This window comes from Vibrio sp. TH_r3 (genome assembly GCF_033101115.1).
Lineage (GTDB): Bacteria > Pseudomonadota > Gammaproteobacteria > Enterobacterales > Vibrionaceae > Vibrio.
In genome coordinates this window covers 1-15,415 of the sequence record NZ_JAWMPW010000026.1, presented here as the reverse complement: position 1 = coordinate 15,415, position 15,415 = coordinate 1, and the positions used below count along the sequence as shown (strand labels likewise).

Here is a 15,415-nt window from a genome sequence, read left to right as displayed (position 1 = left end):
GTTTATAGTTATTTATAGAACCGTTTTAATACTGTATTAAAGGAGGCGAGACTTACGCTTAGCAAAGGTTATATTAACAAGCTTGCTAAGCCTAAAAATACAGATAGACCGATTACATCCGTAATGGTTGTTAATGCCATTCCACCAGCTAAAGCAGGGTCTACGTTGATTTTTTTCAACAAAATTGGAATGGTCACACCTGCTATGCCCGCAACGATTAAATTGGTGAGCATGGCCGCAGATATAATTCCACCTAATAGCCAATCGTCTTTCCATAAAACAACGATTCCACCTATAATGCAGGCCCACAAAATACCATTTAACAGGCCAATAGCCGCTTCTTTGAGAAGTAATTCTTTTTTGTTACTATCACCTATGTGCCCTAATGCTAATCCTCTTATCACTAGTGCAACGGTTTGATTACCGGCCACACCGCCCATAGAAGGTACAATGGTCATGAGAACTGCAATGGCAGCCATTTGTTCGAGTGTGGCTTCAAACATATTAGATACAGAGGCTGCGGCTAAAGCGGCAAGTACGTTAGCTCCAAGCCAAACACTTCTTCTTCTGGTCGATTTAAAGACTGGGGCAAACGTATCTTCGTCATCGTCCATACCTGCTAAGCTCATCATAGAGTGTTCTGCATCTTCGCGTATTATATCGACCACATCATCGATAGTAATACGACCAACTAAGTGTTGGTTTTCATCCACAACGGGAGCGGATACCCAATTTCGACGTTCAAACAGGCTGGCAACATCTGAGTCACTGGTTTCAACTAAAATCGCTTCATCAGCATCGTCCATGACTTCACTGACTTGAATATCAGGTTGGGTAGTGATTAATGTTGTTAATGAAAGGTGACCTATAAGTCGACTTTCTTTGTCTATGACATATAAGGCATCGGTGACATCAGGTAGTTCACCTTTCATCCTTAAGTAACGTAATACAACATCCAGATCAACGTCACCACGGATTGTGGTCACATCGGTATTCATCATTCCGCCAGCTGTGTCTTCTGGATAGGAGAGCGCTGTTTCGACTCGAAGTCGATCAGCAATATCCATTTGGTCGAGAATTTCTTTAGATACGTCATTTGGTAAACTACGCAGAACGTAGGCTAAATCATCGGTATCCATGCCTTCGGTAGCTTCGACGAATTTCTCCGGGGCCATTTGTGAGACTAGTGCATCTTTGACGTCTTCATTTAACTCGTCAAGAATTTCACCGTAGTCTTCAGGATCGGTCAGTTGCCAAAGTACATCACGAGATTTTCGAGGAGAGGATTCGAGGAGATGAGCGATATCTTCTGGTTCCATATCCTGAAGTTGACGTCGGACATGAACAAAGCGACCACTATCTAGTGCATCACTAACTTCTTGGAGGGTTTGATGAGCTTGTTGAGCTTGATCGAGTTCTTGTTGCTGCTCTGCCATTGCCGCTCCTAGAGGATAAATACGAAAATTGTTTGGAATAGTAACGCAATTCTACTTGTTATTTAATAAGTTCTTATGACTTACAAGCTTTTTTGTTGATTACTAAGTTTTAAAAACTGAATTTTACGGGTGAATTGAAAGTATAGTGTTAATTTGTAGTGAGCTTTATTCGTCTTCTTCAAATTTCGCTTCAATTAATTGGCAAACTGCGGTCAAAGCTTGATCGGCTTGTTCGCCTTCTGCGTTAACGGTGACATATTGTCCTTGAGCCGATTCTAACATTATCAAGCCCATTACACTGTCGGCGGACATTTCTTTGTTTTCTTCATTACTGACGGTAACTGTAGCGTTATAACTTTGAGATAATTCCACTAATTTTACGGCTGCTCGTGCATGTAACCCTAATCGATTTTGGATTAATACTTTTTTACTGCGTCTTAATGTCATGGTTTATAACCGCCGTTTTTCTATGCTCGTATGTCGAATCTGTACCTGTTTACCGAGAGATTTAAAATACTCACCCAATTGTTGCGTTATGTAAACAGAGCGATGTTTTCCTCCGGTGCAACCAATAGCAATAGTAAGGTAACTTCGGTTATTTTTTTCCAGATCGGGAAGCCACTTTTCCACAAATTTTTTGATGTCACTCTCTAATTCTACTACACAGGCTTGTTGTCCAAGAAAATCAGTAACGGGTTTATCTAATCCTGTGTAAGCTCTGAGATTAGGTTCCCAATGTGGATTAGGTAAAAAGCGAACATCAAATATGTAGTCAGCATCATGCGGTAAGCCATATTTAAAACCGAATGATTCAAATACCATAACCAATTCGTTTCTCTCTCTGCCTAAGATCCTTAAACGAACTAACTCGCTCAAATCATGCAAAGATTGATCGCTGCTATCAATGACTAAGTCGGCTTGTTCTTTTACGTATTCTAATAGGCGTTTTTCTTTTTTAATGGCTTGTTCAAGTGATAATTTTTCGCTACCTAAAGAGAGAGGGTGAATACGCCGAGTTTCACTGTATCTTTTTAGCAATGATTCTTGGCTAGCCCCTAGAAAGAAGACGGTAACATCGGTTGATTCTCTTAACTGAGCTATTTTTTCTACGATATCTTGAGGGTTTGTTGGTAAGTTCCTAATATCGATACTGACCGCGATATTTTGTTGGCTATGTTTAGTTGACTCTACAAATTGATCGAGTAAAGCGATAGGCAGATTATCGACAGTATAGTAGCTGAGATCTTCAAGCACTCGAAGAGCGACGCTTTTTCCTGCGCCAGACTGGCCACTTATTATGACAAAATGGTTTTTCTTTTCACTTGGAATTGCGTCGATCATATTTACGTATTATCTATCATTATATTAAAGAGTTCTTGGTCACTTTGTGCAGCTCTAAGTTGTTTCAGGATTTGTTTATTGCTCAAGCGCTCAGCCATAGATGAGAGCGTTTTTAAATGCTCTTTACATTGTGCGTCTGGAACCAGTAAAGCAAATAATAGATCAACAGGTCGATTGTCAATGGAATCGAATTCAATTGGGTCTTTACATTGAACGAGTACTGCAACGGCTTTATCCGTTGATGTAAGCATTCTCGCATGTGGAATAGCAATACCATTACCGATACCTGTACTGCCCATTTTTTCTCTATTCAGCATACATTGGAATAGTTCGGTTGAGTTCTCTCCAGTATGTTCAGCTGCTATTTGACTTATTAGCTCTAGCGCTCTTTTTTTACTGGTACATTGGACTGCACTTTTAGTGCAATCCAATGTAAGGACTTGATTAATTTGCATAGTTAATGATTACTAAGTTTCTCTTTGTGTTTGTTTAACTGACGTACAAGTTTATCGACTAGAGAATCTATAGCAGCATACATGTTCTCTTCATCTGCAGTAGCATGGATATCACCTTGACTAACATGCAGTGTCGCTTCGGCGATATGGTGCACCTTTTCTAAGCGTAATACCACATGAACATTGGTAATATTTTCAAAAAATCGCTCTAATTTTTGAAATTTAGTGTGAACGTAGTCTTGCATTGAATCGGTTAGATCAACGTGATGGCCTGTAATATTGATTTGCATAGACTTTCCTTCTTCGTTGTTTACTAGAGTAATAAACCGTTAACTAAAGTAATAAACCGTTAACTAAAGTAATAAATTACTTACTAAAGTAGGCGTTTACGCTGACTGGAAGGGGCTATACCTAAAGATTCTCGGTATTTTGCAATGGTACGTCTTGCAACCTTAATTCCTTGGTCAGCTAACAGTGCGGCAATCTTACTATCACTTAATGGTTTGGCCGTATTTTCTGCGGCAACCAATTTCTTTATAAGTGCACGAATTGCCGTCGATGAACATTCTCCACCATTATCAGTACTAACATGGCTAGAGAAGAAATATTTCAACTCGAATATGCCTCGCGGGGTATGCATAAATTTCTGCGTAGTCACCCTAGATATGGTTGATTCATGCATTTCTACTGCTAATGCAATATCATTAAGCACCATAGGTTTCATTGCTTCTTCCCCGAAATCGAAGAAGCCTTGTTGATGTTCAACAATGCAACGAGCAACCTTTAATAACGTCTCGTTTCGGCTTTCTAGACTTTTGATTAACCATTTTGCTTCTTGAAGATTATTACGAATAAATTGGCTATCTGCACTATTACCTTTTCCAAGCGCTGCGTATTGTTGATTGACTTTTAATCTTGGGACGCTGTCTGGATTAATAGTGACAGACCATTTCCCTTTATCTTTGAATACACTCACATCAGGAACAACGTATTCTGTTTCATCAGGTGTAATTGAGCTTCCGGGTCTTGGGTCTAATTGCTGAATGAGTTGCATAACTTCCCGAAGCTGCGCTTCTTTCAGTTTGCTTTCTTTCGATATGAGTTTGTAATCTCTATTGCCTAATTGGTCAATATGGTTGGTTAGTACTAATTTGGTCTCATCTAACCAAGGAGTTTCAGGTGGGTAAGTTGCCAATTGAAGTAAAAGGCATTCCTGTAAATTCCTTGAGGCAACACCTAAAGGGTCGAACTGCTGAATGCGTTTTAGTACTGCCTCTACTTCATCTAACTCAACGTCTTTGTTGTTTACGCTTTCTAAAATATCTTCAACGGATATCGTAAGGTAACCATATTGGTCGATAGCATCGACGATTGCCGTTGCTATGGTTCTATCTGTGTCAGAAAAAGGCGTTAAATCAAGTTGCCATAGTAAATAGTCTTGCAGGCTTTGAGTGGTCTCACCTTGGTAAACAGGCATGTCATCATCAAGAGCAATGCCTGTATTACCTGTGTTAGCACTATAAACATCATCCCAAGATGCATCGATTTCTAAATCGTCTGAAATTTCTGATTTTTCGATCGCATCTGAGCTGTCTGGTAATTCAGGCTCAGCTGATACTTCTGCCGTAGCTTCAGTTGAGTTATCTTCTTTTATTTTTTCATTATTATCGGAAGATACTGGTTCCTCTTGACCTTCATCTACATCAAGTAGCGGGTTTGATTCCAGCGCTTCTTGGATCTCTTGTTGGAGATCTAACGTCGATAATTGCAACAAACGAATGGCTTGTTGCAATTGCGGAGTCATTGCGAGTTGTTGACCCAGTTTGAGTTGTAATGATGGTTTCATCCAGTATTTAAAACCTTGTTCCGTTGTCAGCGTTGCAAAATTAGCGTTCCAAATTAAACGCTAAGTAAATCCATTTTTTATCTAATCTCTTTATTTATGTACTTATTAATCATAGACGGAATTGTTCGCCTAGATAAACTTGTTTTACTTGTTCGTTATTCAGAACTTGTTCTGGTGTTCCTTCGGCAATGAGATGCCCTTGGCTTACAATATAAGCTTTTTCACAGACATCCAATGTCTCACGAACATTGTGGTCGGTAATCAATACCCCTAAACCACGATCTCTCAAATGCTCAATAATCTTTTTTATATCAATAACCGATATAGGGTCAACACCAGCAAAAGGTTCATCTAGTAGTATGAATTCAGGATTAGCAGCTAAAGCACGTGCTATTTCAACCCTTCTACGCTCACCACCAGATAATGCCATACCTGCACTTTTTCTAATGTGTTGGATATTAAATTCATCCAGCAAGTCTTCCATTCTATCTTGTTTTTCTTCTCGACTTAAACTTTTGCGAGTTTCAAGAACCGCCATTATGTTGTCTTCAACAGATAGTTTACGAAAGATAGAGGCTTCTTGAGGCAAATAACCTATCCCTAGCCTTGAGCGACTGTGCATCGGTAAAATGCTGATGTCGTTGTCGTCAATCATGATTCGACCTTCGTCTCGAGCAACCAGTCCTACTATCATATAGAAGGAAGTTGTTTTTCCCGCGCCATTCGGTCCCAGTAATCCCACTATTTGACCAGATTCAACCGTTAGACTGACATCGGCAACGACTTTTCTATTTTTATAGCTCTTGGCTAAGTGTTCAGCTTTTAATATCGCCATATTATTGTTTTGTTGCTTGTGCTGGTTGAAGAACGGTTTTTACTCGCTCACCTGCACCGCTATTTGCGGTGAGTTTTTGTGACCCAATTTTATAGGTTATTTTGTTACCCTGAATTGTGCTTTCATCTTGTGAAAGGATAGCATCTGTAATCATGGTTAACTGATCTGAACTTACATTATAGTAAAGCTCTCTTGCTTGACCATTTAATGTGTTGCCATCGTCTGTCAATTGAGAAAAAGTAGTGGGTTCACCATAACCTTCTATTTCTCTCAATGCTCCGTCTTGCGGATTTCGAATAACAACCAGTTTATCGGCATTGATACTAATACTACCTTGTTTTAGTTTCACATCACCAGTAAAAGTAACGGTATTACTTTTCATATCCAGATTCTGTGTATCGGAATCGATATAAATAGGCTGATCAGAGTCTGATTTAAGTGCATATGCACTACTTGTCGCAAACAGACAAGCAAGAAGACTAAGGTGTAAGAGTTTCATATCTACCTTGTACGTTATTAAATAGTGTGGCGACGTTTTGACCGAAATTACCTTTCATCGCTTGACCTTTATTCTCAAAAGTGGGGCCGATCAATAACACCGTGTTATCTGCCCAAAAATCTCTATTATCTAATTGAATAGAAAGTTTGTCAGTCGACATGGTATCAAAACTCGCGTCTGGTAATAAGTTTTTCGCTAAAACATTATCGTATAAAGTGAGTACATGATTTTTATCCAATATGCCACGATCTGCTGTGACTTCCCATTCTTTCGTCTCACCTTCTTTATAAATATAAAGAATAGGGTATTTAAATTTGGTTTCACCGCTAACAGCAAAATGGTCTAAATAAGAGGAGGTTATATGATAACTTCTCACTCCATCATCGTTGTAGTTGGTGTTATCGACATTTTTACCACTTAATGCTGGTAGTTCTACATTAGGATCAATTTGAAGTACATCGGTATCTTTGCTGCCAAACAGGTAATAAGCTGAAGAGACGGCAATCAGCACTAGGATGGTGTAAAAAATACGAGATATGTTCATATACTCAAACCTTGATGCATATCTATTTCGGATCTCGCTTCTAAAATAAGATCGCATACTTCGCGAACTGCACCATAGCCACCTTTAGTATGAGTGACGTAGTTTGCTCGTTTAGCAAGTAGAGGGTGGCCGTCTGCAACACACACTTTTAAGCCAACTTTTTCCATCACTGGCCAATCAATAAGATCATCTCCTATGTAAGCGGAATGTTCCGCAGAAACATTAACTTTTGAGCAAATATCATTATAGGCTTGTAGTTTATTGTCTTGTCCCTGATAAATCAGTGTGATCCCTAAGGCTTTCATGCGATTTTCTACAATTTGCGACTTCCTTCCAGTAATTATCGCTACTTCAATACCTGCTTTCATGAGAGATTTCACACCATACCCATCGCGTGTATGGAAGGTTTTTAATTCCTCACCGTGATTCCCCATATAGATTAAACCATCAGAAAAAACACCATCAACATCACAAATAAGGAGCTTTATATTTTTTGCTAGCGCAAATATTTCCTGCTCAACTTGTCCATACAGGGTGTTGACAAGATTATTTGAATTGGTATTTGACACTACATTACTCCTGCTTTTAATAAGTCATGCATATTAAGAGCGCCGACGAGTTGATCATCTTCACATAATAATAAGCTAGTGATTTGTCGCTCTTGCATCATATTAACCCCTTCAACAGCAAGCATATTAGGATTCGCCATTGTTGGGTTTTTAGTCATAACTTCACCAATAACGGTAGAGTAAACATCAACTTTTTGATCTAATAAACGACGTAAATCACCGTCGGTAAAAATACCGAGTACGTGATTGGAAGAGTCGACAATAGCGGTCATTCCCAATCCTTTTTGGGATATTTCAATCAAAGCATCTTTAATTAAAGCGGTTTCCGTTACTTTAGGTAAACTGTCACCTGTACGCATAATATCTTTTAATTTTAGCAGTAATTTTCGACCTAATGCGCCACCTGGGTGTGATAAAGCAAAATCTTCCGAGGTAAATCCTCTGGCTTGTAATAGAGAAACCGCTAGAGCATCACCCATCACTAATGTTGCTGTTGTGCTACTCGTCGGAGCTTGACCTAGTGGACATGCTTCTTTAGCAACAGTGATTTGTAGATGAATATCAGCCAGCTTAGCCATTGTTGATGATGGGTTACCCGTCATACTAATGAGCTTGATATTGAGTCTTTTCAATACAGGAAACAAAGAGAGTATTTCAGATGACTCACCTGAATTTGATATAGCAATAACAATATCTTTTGACTCTATCATACCAAGATCACCGTGTGCCGCTTCTCCCGGATGGACAAAAAAAGCCGAGGTACCTGTGCTTGCTAATGTCGCTGCTATCTTATTGCCTATGTGTCCTGATTTACCCATCCCCATGACCACAACTTTTCCGTTATTATTTAGGATCAAGTCGCAGGCAGTGCAGAAATCATCATTGAAGTATTGGGCTAATTGGATTAATCCAGCTATTTCAGTATCTAAAACCTGTTTAGCTGAACGTTTGTAATCAAATAACGACATAGACATTATGTTCCTAACACTGTTTTGAATTTTGGTTAAGCCGTCATATTAGCAAATAAGTAGGCTTGATAACCAATGAAGCAAGTGAATAAAAGTGCGCCTTCTATTCGGTTAATTGAGCGTGATTTACCTAAGGCGAAAAGAACCAATAGCAAAGAAACCGTCAGCATGACCCAAAAGTCACGTCCCATTGCATGTTGGCTCAAGATGGAGGGATTAAGAAGTCCCGGAATGCCCATAACTGCTAATATATTGAATACATTAGAGCCGATAATATTACCTACCGCCATATCGTCTTCACCTTTCAATACACCTGCTAAAGATGCCGCCAATTCAGGTAAACTGGTTCCGATAGCGATGATCGTTAGACCTATTACTAAATCGCTCATGCCAAAATATTTTGCGATGATGACAGCATTATCCACTAGAGTATCAGCAGACAAAGGTAAAATAATCAGACCGATAACAACCCACATGGCGGCTTTAATATTACTCACGCCTTCTGGGATTTCAGACTCTTGTTCTTCTATAAATGAATCGCCATTGCTTTTTTCTTTTTGACTTATTCGTAACATTGCGAGAATGAATACAGCAAAAAGAACAAATAACAACACACCTTCGTAGAAGCCCAAATGGCTATCCCAAAGAATAATGCCGGATAATAAGGTAACAACAATCATCAGAGGGAGTTCACGGCGAATGACGCCAGAACTGATGGAGAGCGGTTTTATTAACGCTGTTATTCCTATGATCAAAGCAATATTAGCGATGTTTGAACCTAAAACATTACCAACGGCTGTATCTGATTTCCCAGCAAGTGAAGCACTGGCTGAAACCATCATTTCAGGTGCAGATGATCCCATTGCTAGAATCGTCATACCTATAATCAGTGGTGAAATTCCAATATTCTTTGCTAATGCAGCGGCCCCATACACTAACCTATCGGCACTCCAAACTAAAAAAACCAGACCTACTATAAGAAAAGCTACCGCTTCAAACATGATTATTCCTATCAAAATTTACTATTTAACAAGGTGGCCGCTTATTCTATATTCAGCGTAATAAAAGAGAAGTTCAATTTTGAAGAAATTTATACGGAAATGTATGTGATTTCTTAATTACAAGGTTAAATTTGTACATTTCTTTACTTAATTTTAAAATTATACTATCAGAAACAGTACTATTTCTAGTTGAAATAAGGTTAGAATCTGAATCTTATGTATCTTCGCTAAGTTTGTCGATAATATAGCATTTAAATTGATAGCTTTAACAGTATTTAGCACAGCAGAAAAAGTGACCCTATGCCCGCAACGGATTTTGTAACCATAAATGATCTCACTTTTCGTCGAGGTGATCGAACCATATTCAATAAAGTGAGTTTGGTTGTACCCGAAGGAAAAATCACTGCAATTATGGGGCCTTCAGGAATCGGAAAAACGACGTTATTGCGCTTAATTGGAGGTCAAATTCCTCCTGATTCAGGTGACATTTGGTTTGATAAACAAAATATTCCTAAGTTAAGTAGGAGCCAGCTTTATCAGGCAAGAAAAAAAATGAGCATGCTATTTCAATCTGGTGCTTTATTTACTGACCTCAATGTTTTCGATAATGTCGCTTTTCCACTTAGAGAGCACACTCAGCTTAGCGACGCTTTGATACAAACTTTAGTCAAGTTAAAATTGGAAGCCGTTGGTTTACGTGGCGCAGGGCACCTTATGCCGAGTGAGCTTTCAGGAGGAATGGCGCGCAGAGCTGCTTTAGCACGTGCAATTGCACTAGATCCAGAGCTTATCATGTATGATGAACCTTTCGTTGGACAAGATCCTATTACTATGGGTGTGTTAGTTGAATTGATTAAAAATTTGAATCAAGCGTTGGGATTAACCTCTATTGTTGTGTCTCATGATGTTCCCGAAGTGATGAGTATTGCCGATTTGGTTTATTTATTAGCGGATGGGCGCATTATTGCTTCAGGATCACCTGAGCAACTAAGAGCAAATCCCGATCCTATGGTGCAACAATTTTTATTAGGGCATGCTGACGGACCGGTACCATTTCGTTTTCCTGCAAAACCAATAGAAGAGGATCTTCTCGATCATGTCTAATCCATTGGTGAGTTATTTAGAAAATTTAGGTGCAGCTGGTATTAATCGTTGCCGTTCAGCTGGTCGCGCGACATTAATGTTGGCTGGGGCCGTATTTAATAGACCACAGCCAGTTAAGAATTTTCCTTTATTGGTTAAACAACTCTACAGTATTGGTGTCCAATCATTAGCTATTATTGTTGTCTCTGGTTTATTCATAGGTATGGTGCTTAGCTTACAAGGCTTTGTAGTATTAGTTGATTATGGTGCGGAAGGCAGTTTAGGCCAAATGGTGACTCTTTCTCTGTTAAGGGAATTAGGCCCAGTGGTTACTGCACTGTTATTTGCTGGGAGAGCTGGGTCCGCTCTCACGGCTGAAATTGGTTTAATGAAAGCAACTGAACAGCTTTCTAGTTTAGAAATGATGGCGGTAGATCCATTAAAAAGAGTCATCGCACCAAGATTTTGGGCTGGATTAATCTCGATGCCACTGCTTGCAATGATCTTTATTATTGTCGGTATATGGGGTGGTCAAATGGTTGGAGTTGATTGGAAAGGTGTTGATCATGGCAGTTTTTGGTCTGCAATCCAATCGTCAGTACAACTCGGTAGAGATGTTGGAAACAGTTTAATTAAATGTATGGCATTTGCTATTACAGTTACTTGGATAGCTTTATTTAATGGTTACGATGCAATACCTACGTCAGAAGGTATTAGCAAAGCAACAACACGCACAGTAGTGCATTCTTCTTTAGCTGTATTGGGAATTGATTTTGTTCTTACAGCATTGATGTTCGGGAATTAATGATGCAACAAACACGTAAATTGGAATTATGGGTCGGTGCTTTTTTATTCGCAGGTTTAGTCGCCGTACTCATTATGGTATTTAAAGTTGCGAATGTTACCGGGTTAAGTTCGAGCAATTCATATAACCTGAAAGCCTATTTTGATAATATCGGTAGCTTGAAAGTTCGCTCCCCAGTAAAAATTGGTGGTGTGGTCGTTGGGCGTGTCAGCAGCATAGACCTAGATAAAGACAACTTTACACCAGTTGTAACCCTTGCTATTGATGAAAAATATGGACAATTCCCAGAAACATCCAGTGCCGAAATCTTAACATCGGGCCTTATAGGGGAGCAATATGTGGGCTTAGTTCCGGGTTTTATATTCGATGATATTGAAATGCTAGGTAACGGCGATTTTATTGAGGATACCAAGTCAGCAATCGTACTTGAAGATCTTATAGGTCAAGTATTATACAGCGTAAATGATTCAGACAAGGAGTAATAGAATGAATTTTATCAAGAAAATGTTTAATGTGGTCATTTTCAGTGTTGTTCTTTCTGGTGTGAGTTACGCTCAAGAAGTCGATAAGGCAGATCCTTATGACATGATAAAGGCGGTTTCTGAAAATTTATTTGATCGTTTAAAAACAGAAAATAGTGCAATTAGAGATAATCCAGAATTATTAAAACGTGTAGTTGAAGAAGAGTTGATGCCTTATATCGATTATCGTTACGCAGCGCTCAAAGTGTTAGGTTCACACCTTAAAAAAGAAAAAAACAGAGACAATGTGATGGAATTTATTGATGCCTTCCAAGGTTATCTCGTCACCTCTTACGCGCAAGTTTTAACGCTTTACTCTGATCAAATTGTTCAATTTGAACCCAAAAAACCGCTCAATCCAAGCGGCAGAACCACAAGTGTTAAAGTCGATGTTATTGATAATCCAAGACCGGATATTAAGTTGGAATTTAAATTAAGGCTCGATAAGAAAACACAGCAATGGTTGGCGTTCGATATGGTAGCAGAAGGTATTAGCTTATTATCCACTAAACAGTCTGAGTGGAACTCCACTCTCAGAAAAGAAGGTATTCCTGCTGTTTCTCAAGAGCTTATCAGGCTATCAGCTCAACCTGTTCGTTTTGAAGGTGAAGGAAAATGATCCAAGACCAATGGCAACAAAGCGCCGATGGTTATACTCTCAACGGAGAGCTTACAAGAGAAACTGTTCCTGAATTGTGGGCTTTTTTGCAACGCTGGGAACCCAGTCAAACCGAGCTAAATGTTTCACTGCAATACGTGCAACGAGTGGACTCTGCCGGAATGGTGATGTTGATTCATTTAATTCAGCATGCAAAAAAGTCAAATTGCCATATAATGCTCGGTTTTGTACCTAATCAGCTACAAACGTTATTCCAATTAAGCAACATCGAAAGCGTGTTGCTTAAAAATATTAAAAGATAAGTGGATCTATTGTGGAAAGTATAGAAGTAAAAAAAATCTTAGATGACGCGCTTGAAATTCAAGAGATTCATGTCAAAGGGGATGGGAGTCAATTTGAAGTCATTGCTATTGACCCGTGCTTTGAAACTCTGAACCGAGTAAAAAAACAGCAATTAATTTACACACCTCTGATGGAACATATTCAGAGAAATGATATTCATGCTGTTACGATTAAAACGTTCACACCAGAAGAGTGGGAACGTGATAAGAAATTGATGTCGCTATAAGGTTATTATGGAAAAGTTTAGAGTTACAGGCTCTCATCAACCGCTTTGTGGTGAAGTTGAAATTGGTGGAGCTAAAAATGCGGCATTACCTATTTTATTTGCAGCAATTTTGGCTGAGGAGCCGGTTGAGGTCGCTAATGTTCCTAAGTTGAAGGACATTGATACTACAATGGAGCTTCTTACTCGTTTAGGCGCAAAAGTTACACGAAATGGTTCTGTTCATGTTGATAGCAGTTCAATCAATGAATTTTGTGCGCCATACGATTTAGTTAAAACAATGCGAGCATCTATTTGGGCATTAGGCCCGTTAGTTGCTCGTTTTGGGCAAGGTCAAGTATCACTTCCTGGTGGGTGTGCGATTGGTGCTCGACCTGTGGATTTGCATATTCATGGTTTAGAGCAATTGGGCGCAACGATTACACTTGACGAAGGTTACGTAAAAGCCGAAGTTGATGGTCGCTTAAAAGGCGCTCATATTGTTATGGACAAAGTGAGTGTTGGAGCAACCATTACCATTATGTGTGCTGCCACTCTCGCGGAAGGTAAAACCACTTTAGACAATGCTGCGCGTGAACCTGAAATAGAAGACACCGCCAATTTTCTTAATACCTTAGGTGCTAAAATTTCAGGTGCTGGAACCGACACCATTATCATTGAAGGTGTTGAGCGCTTGAGTGGTGGGAAACATTCTGTTGTTCCGGATCGCATTGAAACCGGAACATTTTTAGTTGCGGCCGCGGTATCTGGTGGCAAAGTGCTATGTAAAAAAACCAAGTCATATCTTCTTGAAGCGGTGTTAGCAAAGTTAGAAGAGGCGGGTGCTGATATAAAAACAGGAGAGGATTGGATTAGTCTCGATATGACTGGGCGTGAATTAAGCGCGGTTTCGATTCGAACGGCTCCACACCCTGGTTTTCCTACCGATATGCAAGCGCAGTTTACCTTACTCAACATGATGGCAAAAGGTGGCGGTGTTATCACCGAAACTATCTTTGAAAATCGTTTTATGCATGTTCCAGAGTTGCAACGTATGGGAGCAAAAGCAGAAGTTGAAGGTAATACCGTTATCTGTGGTGATGTAGAAGAATTGAGTGCAGCTCAAGTTATGGCAACAGATTTACGAGCTTCTGCAAGTCTTGTTATAGCTGGATGTATTGCCAAAGGTGACACGATTGTTGATCGCATTTATCACATCGATCGTGGTTATGAGAAAATAGAAAATAAGTTAAAAAAACTCGGCGCAAAAATAGAACGCTTTAGTGGCGCAAGCTGAAAATAATCAATAAAAACCGAAATCTATCAGGTTTCGGTTTTTTTAATGGATTATAATTTGATTTTTCTTCAGTTCTATAACGAGCTGATTTTTTTATATTTTATAATTTTAATATTTAGCTATATATTTATACATCTATTTATAACGGAGAAGCTGAATGGTCGCGTTATTACGTGTTATTGCCGTGCTGATATTTGCAATAGTCATGTTTGTGTTTGGTTGTGGTTATAGTTTACTTACACCACGAGATCCTAAGTTGGTTTACATTATTGGTGGTAAATTTTGTAAAATGGCAAGGATCTTTGGGTTCAAATTGGAATTACGATTTCCTGATGATGTTTATAATAGAGGCCAACACCTCTACATAGCTAATCATCAAAATAACTGGGACCTCTTTACCGTTTCTTCAGCTGTTACCCCAAAAGTTGTTACAGTTGGGAAAAAAAGTTTAGTTTGGATTCCACTTTTTGGACAGTTATATTGGATCACAGGCAATATTCTTATTGATCGTTTTAATCGTTCTAGAGCGAAAGGAACCATTGATCAAGTTGTTGATAAATTGAAGTCGAGTGATATTTCTGTTTGGATGTTTCCTGAAGGAACACGTTCTCGTGGTCGTGGATTACTTCCCTTTAAAACAGGCGCTTTTCATGCCGCTATAGGAGCGGGAATTCCTGTTATTCCTATTGTATGTAGCACTACTCAAGATAAGATTAAATTTAATCGTTGGAACAACGGTCACGTAATCGTCGAGATGTTGCCGCCAATTAGCACTGAAGGGTATAAAAAAGAAAATGTGCGTGAGTTAGCTAACTTATGTCGTGAACAGATGAAAGCGAAGCTAGAAGAGCTTGATGCAGAAGTGGAACGTCGGAATGCAAAAGAATAGCACTAAACTGCTTTTTAACTTAGGATCTTAAATTAACCTAGGATATTAAATTAACTTAGGATATTAAATAAAAAATAAAGAGTGCACTTAGCACTAATGCCGTTCACTTAAGGTGAACGGCATTGTTTTTTCTAGGATATCGGCTTGGCTTTTTCTTCACGAT

General features: G+C 39.1%; 20 protein-coding genes. 8 read left to right on the top strand and 12 right to left on the bottom strand.

The annotated features are described in order from the left end of the window. Positions 1–68: 68 nt before the first annotated feature. From mgtE to R3X26_RS16130, 12 genes are all read right to left on the bottom strand, one after another. On the bottom strand, positions 69–1,436 hold the full coding sequence (gene mgtE, locus R3X26_RS16185) for a magnesium transporter (protein ID WP_317718368.1): 1,368 nt from the start codon (positions 1,434–1,436) through the stop codon (positions 69–71). Positions 1,437–1,601: 165 nt separating this feature from the next. After that, positions 1,602–1,883: an HPr family phosphocarrier protein gene (locus R3X26_RS16180; RefSeq protein WP_317718367.1), complete on the bottom strand. Its 282-nt coding sequence runs from the start codon at positions 1,881–1,883 to the stop codon at positions 1,602–1,604. Between the two features lie 3 nt (positions 1,884–1,886). After that, positions 1,887–2,777, bottom strand: coding sequence for an RNase adapter RapZ (gene rapZ, locus R3X26_RS16175; RefSeq protein WP_317718366.1), 891 nt, complete (start codon positions 2,775–2,777; stop codon positions 1,887–1,889). A gap of 2 nt (positions 2,778–2,779) precedes the next feature. Next, positions 2,780–3,232 (bottom strand): PTS IIA-like nitrogen regulatory protein PtsN, encoded by a 453-nt coding sequence (ptsN, locus tag R3X26_RS16170; protein WP_317718365.1) that lies wholly within the window; start codon positions 3,230–3,232, stop codon positions 2,780–2,782. 2 nt (positions 3,233–3,234) lie between these two features. Further along, positions 3,235–3,522 (bottom strand): ribosome hibernation promoting factor, encoded by a 288-nt coding sequence (gene hpf, locus R3X26_RS16165; RefSeq protein WP_317718364.1) that lies wholly within the window; start codon positions 3,520–3,522, stop codon positions 3,235–3,237. Positions 3,523–3,605: 83 nt separating this feature from the next. Next, complete coding sequence (locus R3X26_RS16160; protein WP_411572428.1) at positions 3,606–5,036, bottom strand: RNA polymerase factor sigma-54; 1,431 nt, start codon at positions 5,034–5,036, stop codon at positions 3,606–3,608. Between the two features lie 151 nt (positions 5,037–5,187). Beyond that, positions 5,188–5,913 (bottom strand): LPS export ABC transporter ATP-binding protein, encoded by a 726-nt coding sequence (gene lptB / locus R3X26_RS16155; RefSeq protein ID WP_317718362.1) that lies wholly within the window; start codon positions 5,911–5,913, stop codon positions 5,188–5,190. Between the two features lies 1 nt (position 5,914). After that, positions 5,915–6,412 carry a lipopolysaccharide transport periplasmic protein LptA gene (lptA, locus tag R3X26_RS16150; RefSeq protein ID WP_317718361.1) on the bottom strand — a complete coding sequence of 166 codons (498 nt, stop codon included), beginning with the start codon at positions 6,410–6,412 and terminating at the stop codon, positions 5,915–5,917. After that, positions 6,393–6,956, bottom strand: a complete 564-nt coding sequence (gene lptC / locus R3X26_RS16145; RefSeq protein WP_317718360.1) for an LPS export ABC transporter periplasmic protein LptC — start codon at positions 6,954–6,956, stop codon at positions 6,393–6,395. Before lptC ends, lptA begins: the two co-directional genes overlap by 20 nt. Continuing rightward, complete coding sequence (kdsC, locus tag R3X26_RS16140; protein ID WP_317718359.1) at positions 6,953–7,525, bottom strand: 3-deoxy-manno-octulosonate-8-phosphatase KdsC; 573 nt, start codon at positions 7,523–7,525, stop codon at positions 6,953–6,955. Before kdsC ends, lptC begins: the two co-directional genes overlap by 4 nt. After that, positions 7,525–8,499: an arabinose-5-phosphate isomerase KdsD gene (gene kdsD, locus R3X26_RS16135; protein ID WP_317718358.1), complete on the bottom strand. Its 975-nt coding sequence runs from the start codon at positions 8,497–8,499 to the stop codon at positions 7,525–7,527. Before kdsD ends, kdsC begins: the two co-directional genes overlap by 1 nt. A 29-nt stretch (positions 8,500–8,528) precedes the next feature. Next, a complete protein-coding gene (locus tag R3X26_RS16130; protein WP_317718357.1) occupies positions 8,529–9,494 on the bottom strand; it encodes a calcium/sodium antiporter in 966 nt (321 codons plus the stop codon). A gap of 300 nt (positions 9,495–9,794) precedes the next feature. Between R3X26_RS16130 and mlaF the strand changes: the two genes are divergently transcribed. From mlaF to R3X26_RS16090, 8 genes are all read left to right on the top strand, one after another. After that, on the top strand, positions 9,795–10,598 hold the full coding sequence (gene mlaF / locus R3X26_RS16125; protein ID WP_317718356.1) for a phospholipid ABC transporter ATP-binding protein MlaF: 804 nt from the start codon (positions 9,795–9,797) through the stop codon (positions 10,596–10,598). After that, a complete protein-coding gene (mlaE, locus tag R3X26_RS16120; RefSeq protein ID WP_317718355.1) occupies positions 10,591–11,382 on the top strand; it encodes a lipid asymmetry maintenance ABC transporter permease subunit MlaE in 792 nt (263 codons plus the stop codon). The genes mlaF and mlaE overlap by 8 nt, the downstream gene beginning before the upstream one ends. A 2-nt stretch (positions 11,383–11,384) precedes the next feature. After that, the gene (gene mlaD, locus R3X26_RS16115; RefSeq protein WP_317718389.1) at positions 11,385–11,864 is read left to right on the top strand and encodes an outer membrane lipid asymmetry maintenance protein MlaD; all 480 of its coding nucleotides are present in this window, start codon (positions 11,385–11,387) and stop codon (positions 11,862–11,864) included. Positions 11,865–11,886: 22 nt separating this feature from the next. Beyond that, complete coding sequence (locus R3X26_RS16110) at positions 11,887–12,522, top strand: ABC transporter substrate-binding protein (protein ID WP_317718388.1); 636 nt, start codon at positions 11,887–11,889, stop codon at positions 12,520–12,522. Further along, on the top strand, positions 12,519–12,824 hold the full coding sequence (locus tag R3X26_RS16105; protein ID WP_317718354.1) for a lipid asymmetry maintenance protein MlaB: 306 nt from the start codon (positions 12,519–12,521) through the stop codon (positions 12,822–12,824). The genes R3X26_RS16110 and R3X26_RS16105 overlap by 4 nt, the downstream gene beginning before the upstream one ends. 11 nt (positions 12,825–12,835) lie before the next feature. Continuing rightward, positions 12,836–13,090 (top strand): BolA family iron metabolism protein IbaG, encoded by a 255-nt coding sequence (ibaG, locus tag R3X26_RS16100; protein ID WP_317718353.1) that lies wholly within the window; start codon positions 12,836–12,838, stop codon positions 13,088–13,090. A 7-nt stretch (positions 13,091–13,097) separates the two neighbouring features. Beyond that, positions 13,098–14,363 carry a UDP-N-acetylglucosamine 1-carboxyvinyltransferase gene (murA, locus tag R3X26_RS16095; RefSeq protein WP_317718352.1) on the top strand — a complete coding sequence of 422 codons (1,266 nt, stop codon included), beginning with the start codon at positions 13,098–13,100 and terminating at the stop codon, positions 14,361–14,363. A 157-nt stretch (positions 14,364–14,520) separates the two neighbouring features. Then, positions 14,521–15,252: a 1-acylglycerol-3-phosphate O-acyltransferase gene (locus tag R3X26_RS16090; RefSeq protein ID WP_317718351.1), complete on the top strand. Its 732-nt coding sequence runs from the start codon at positions 14,521–14,523 to the stop codon at positions 15,250–15,252. The last annotated feature ends 163 nt before the right edge of the window (positions 15,253–15,415 follow it).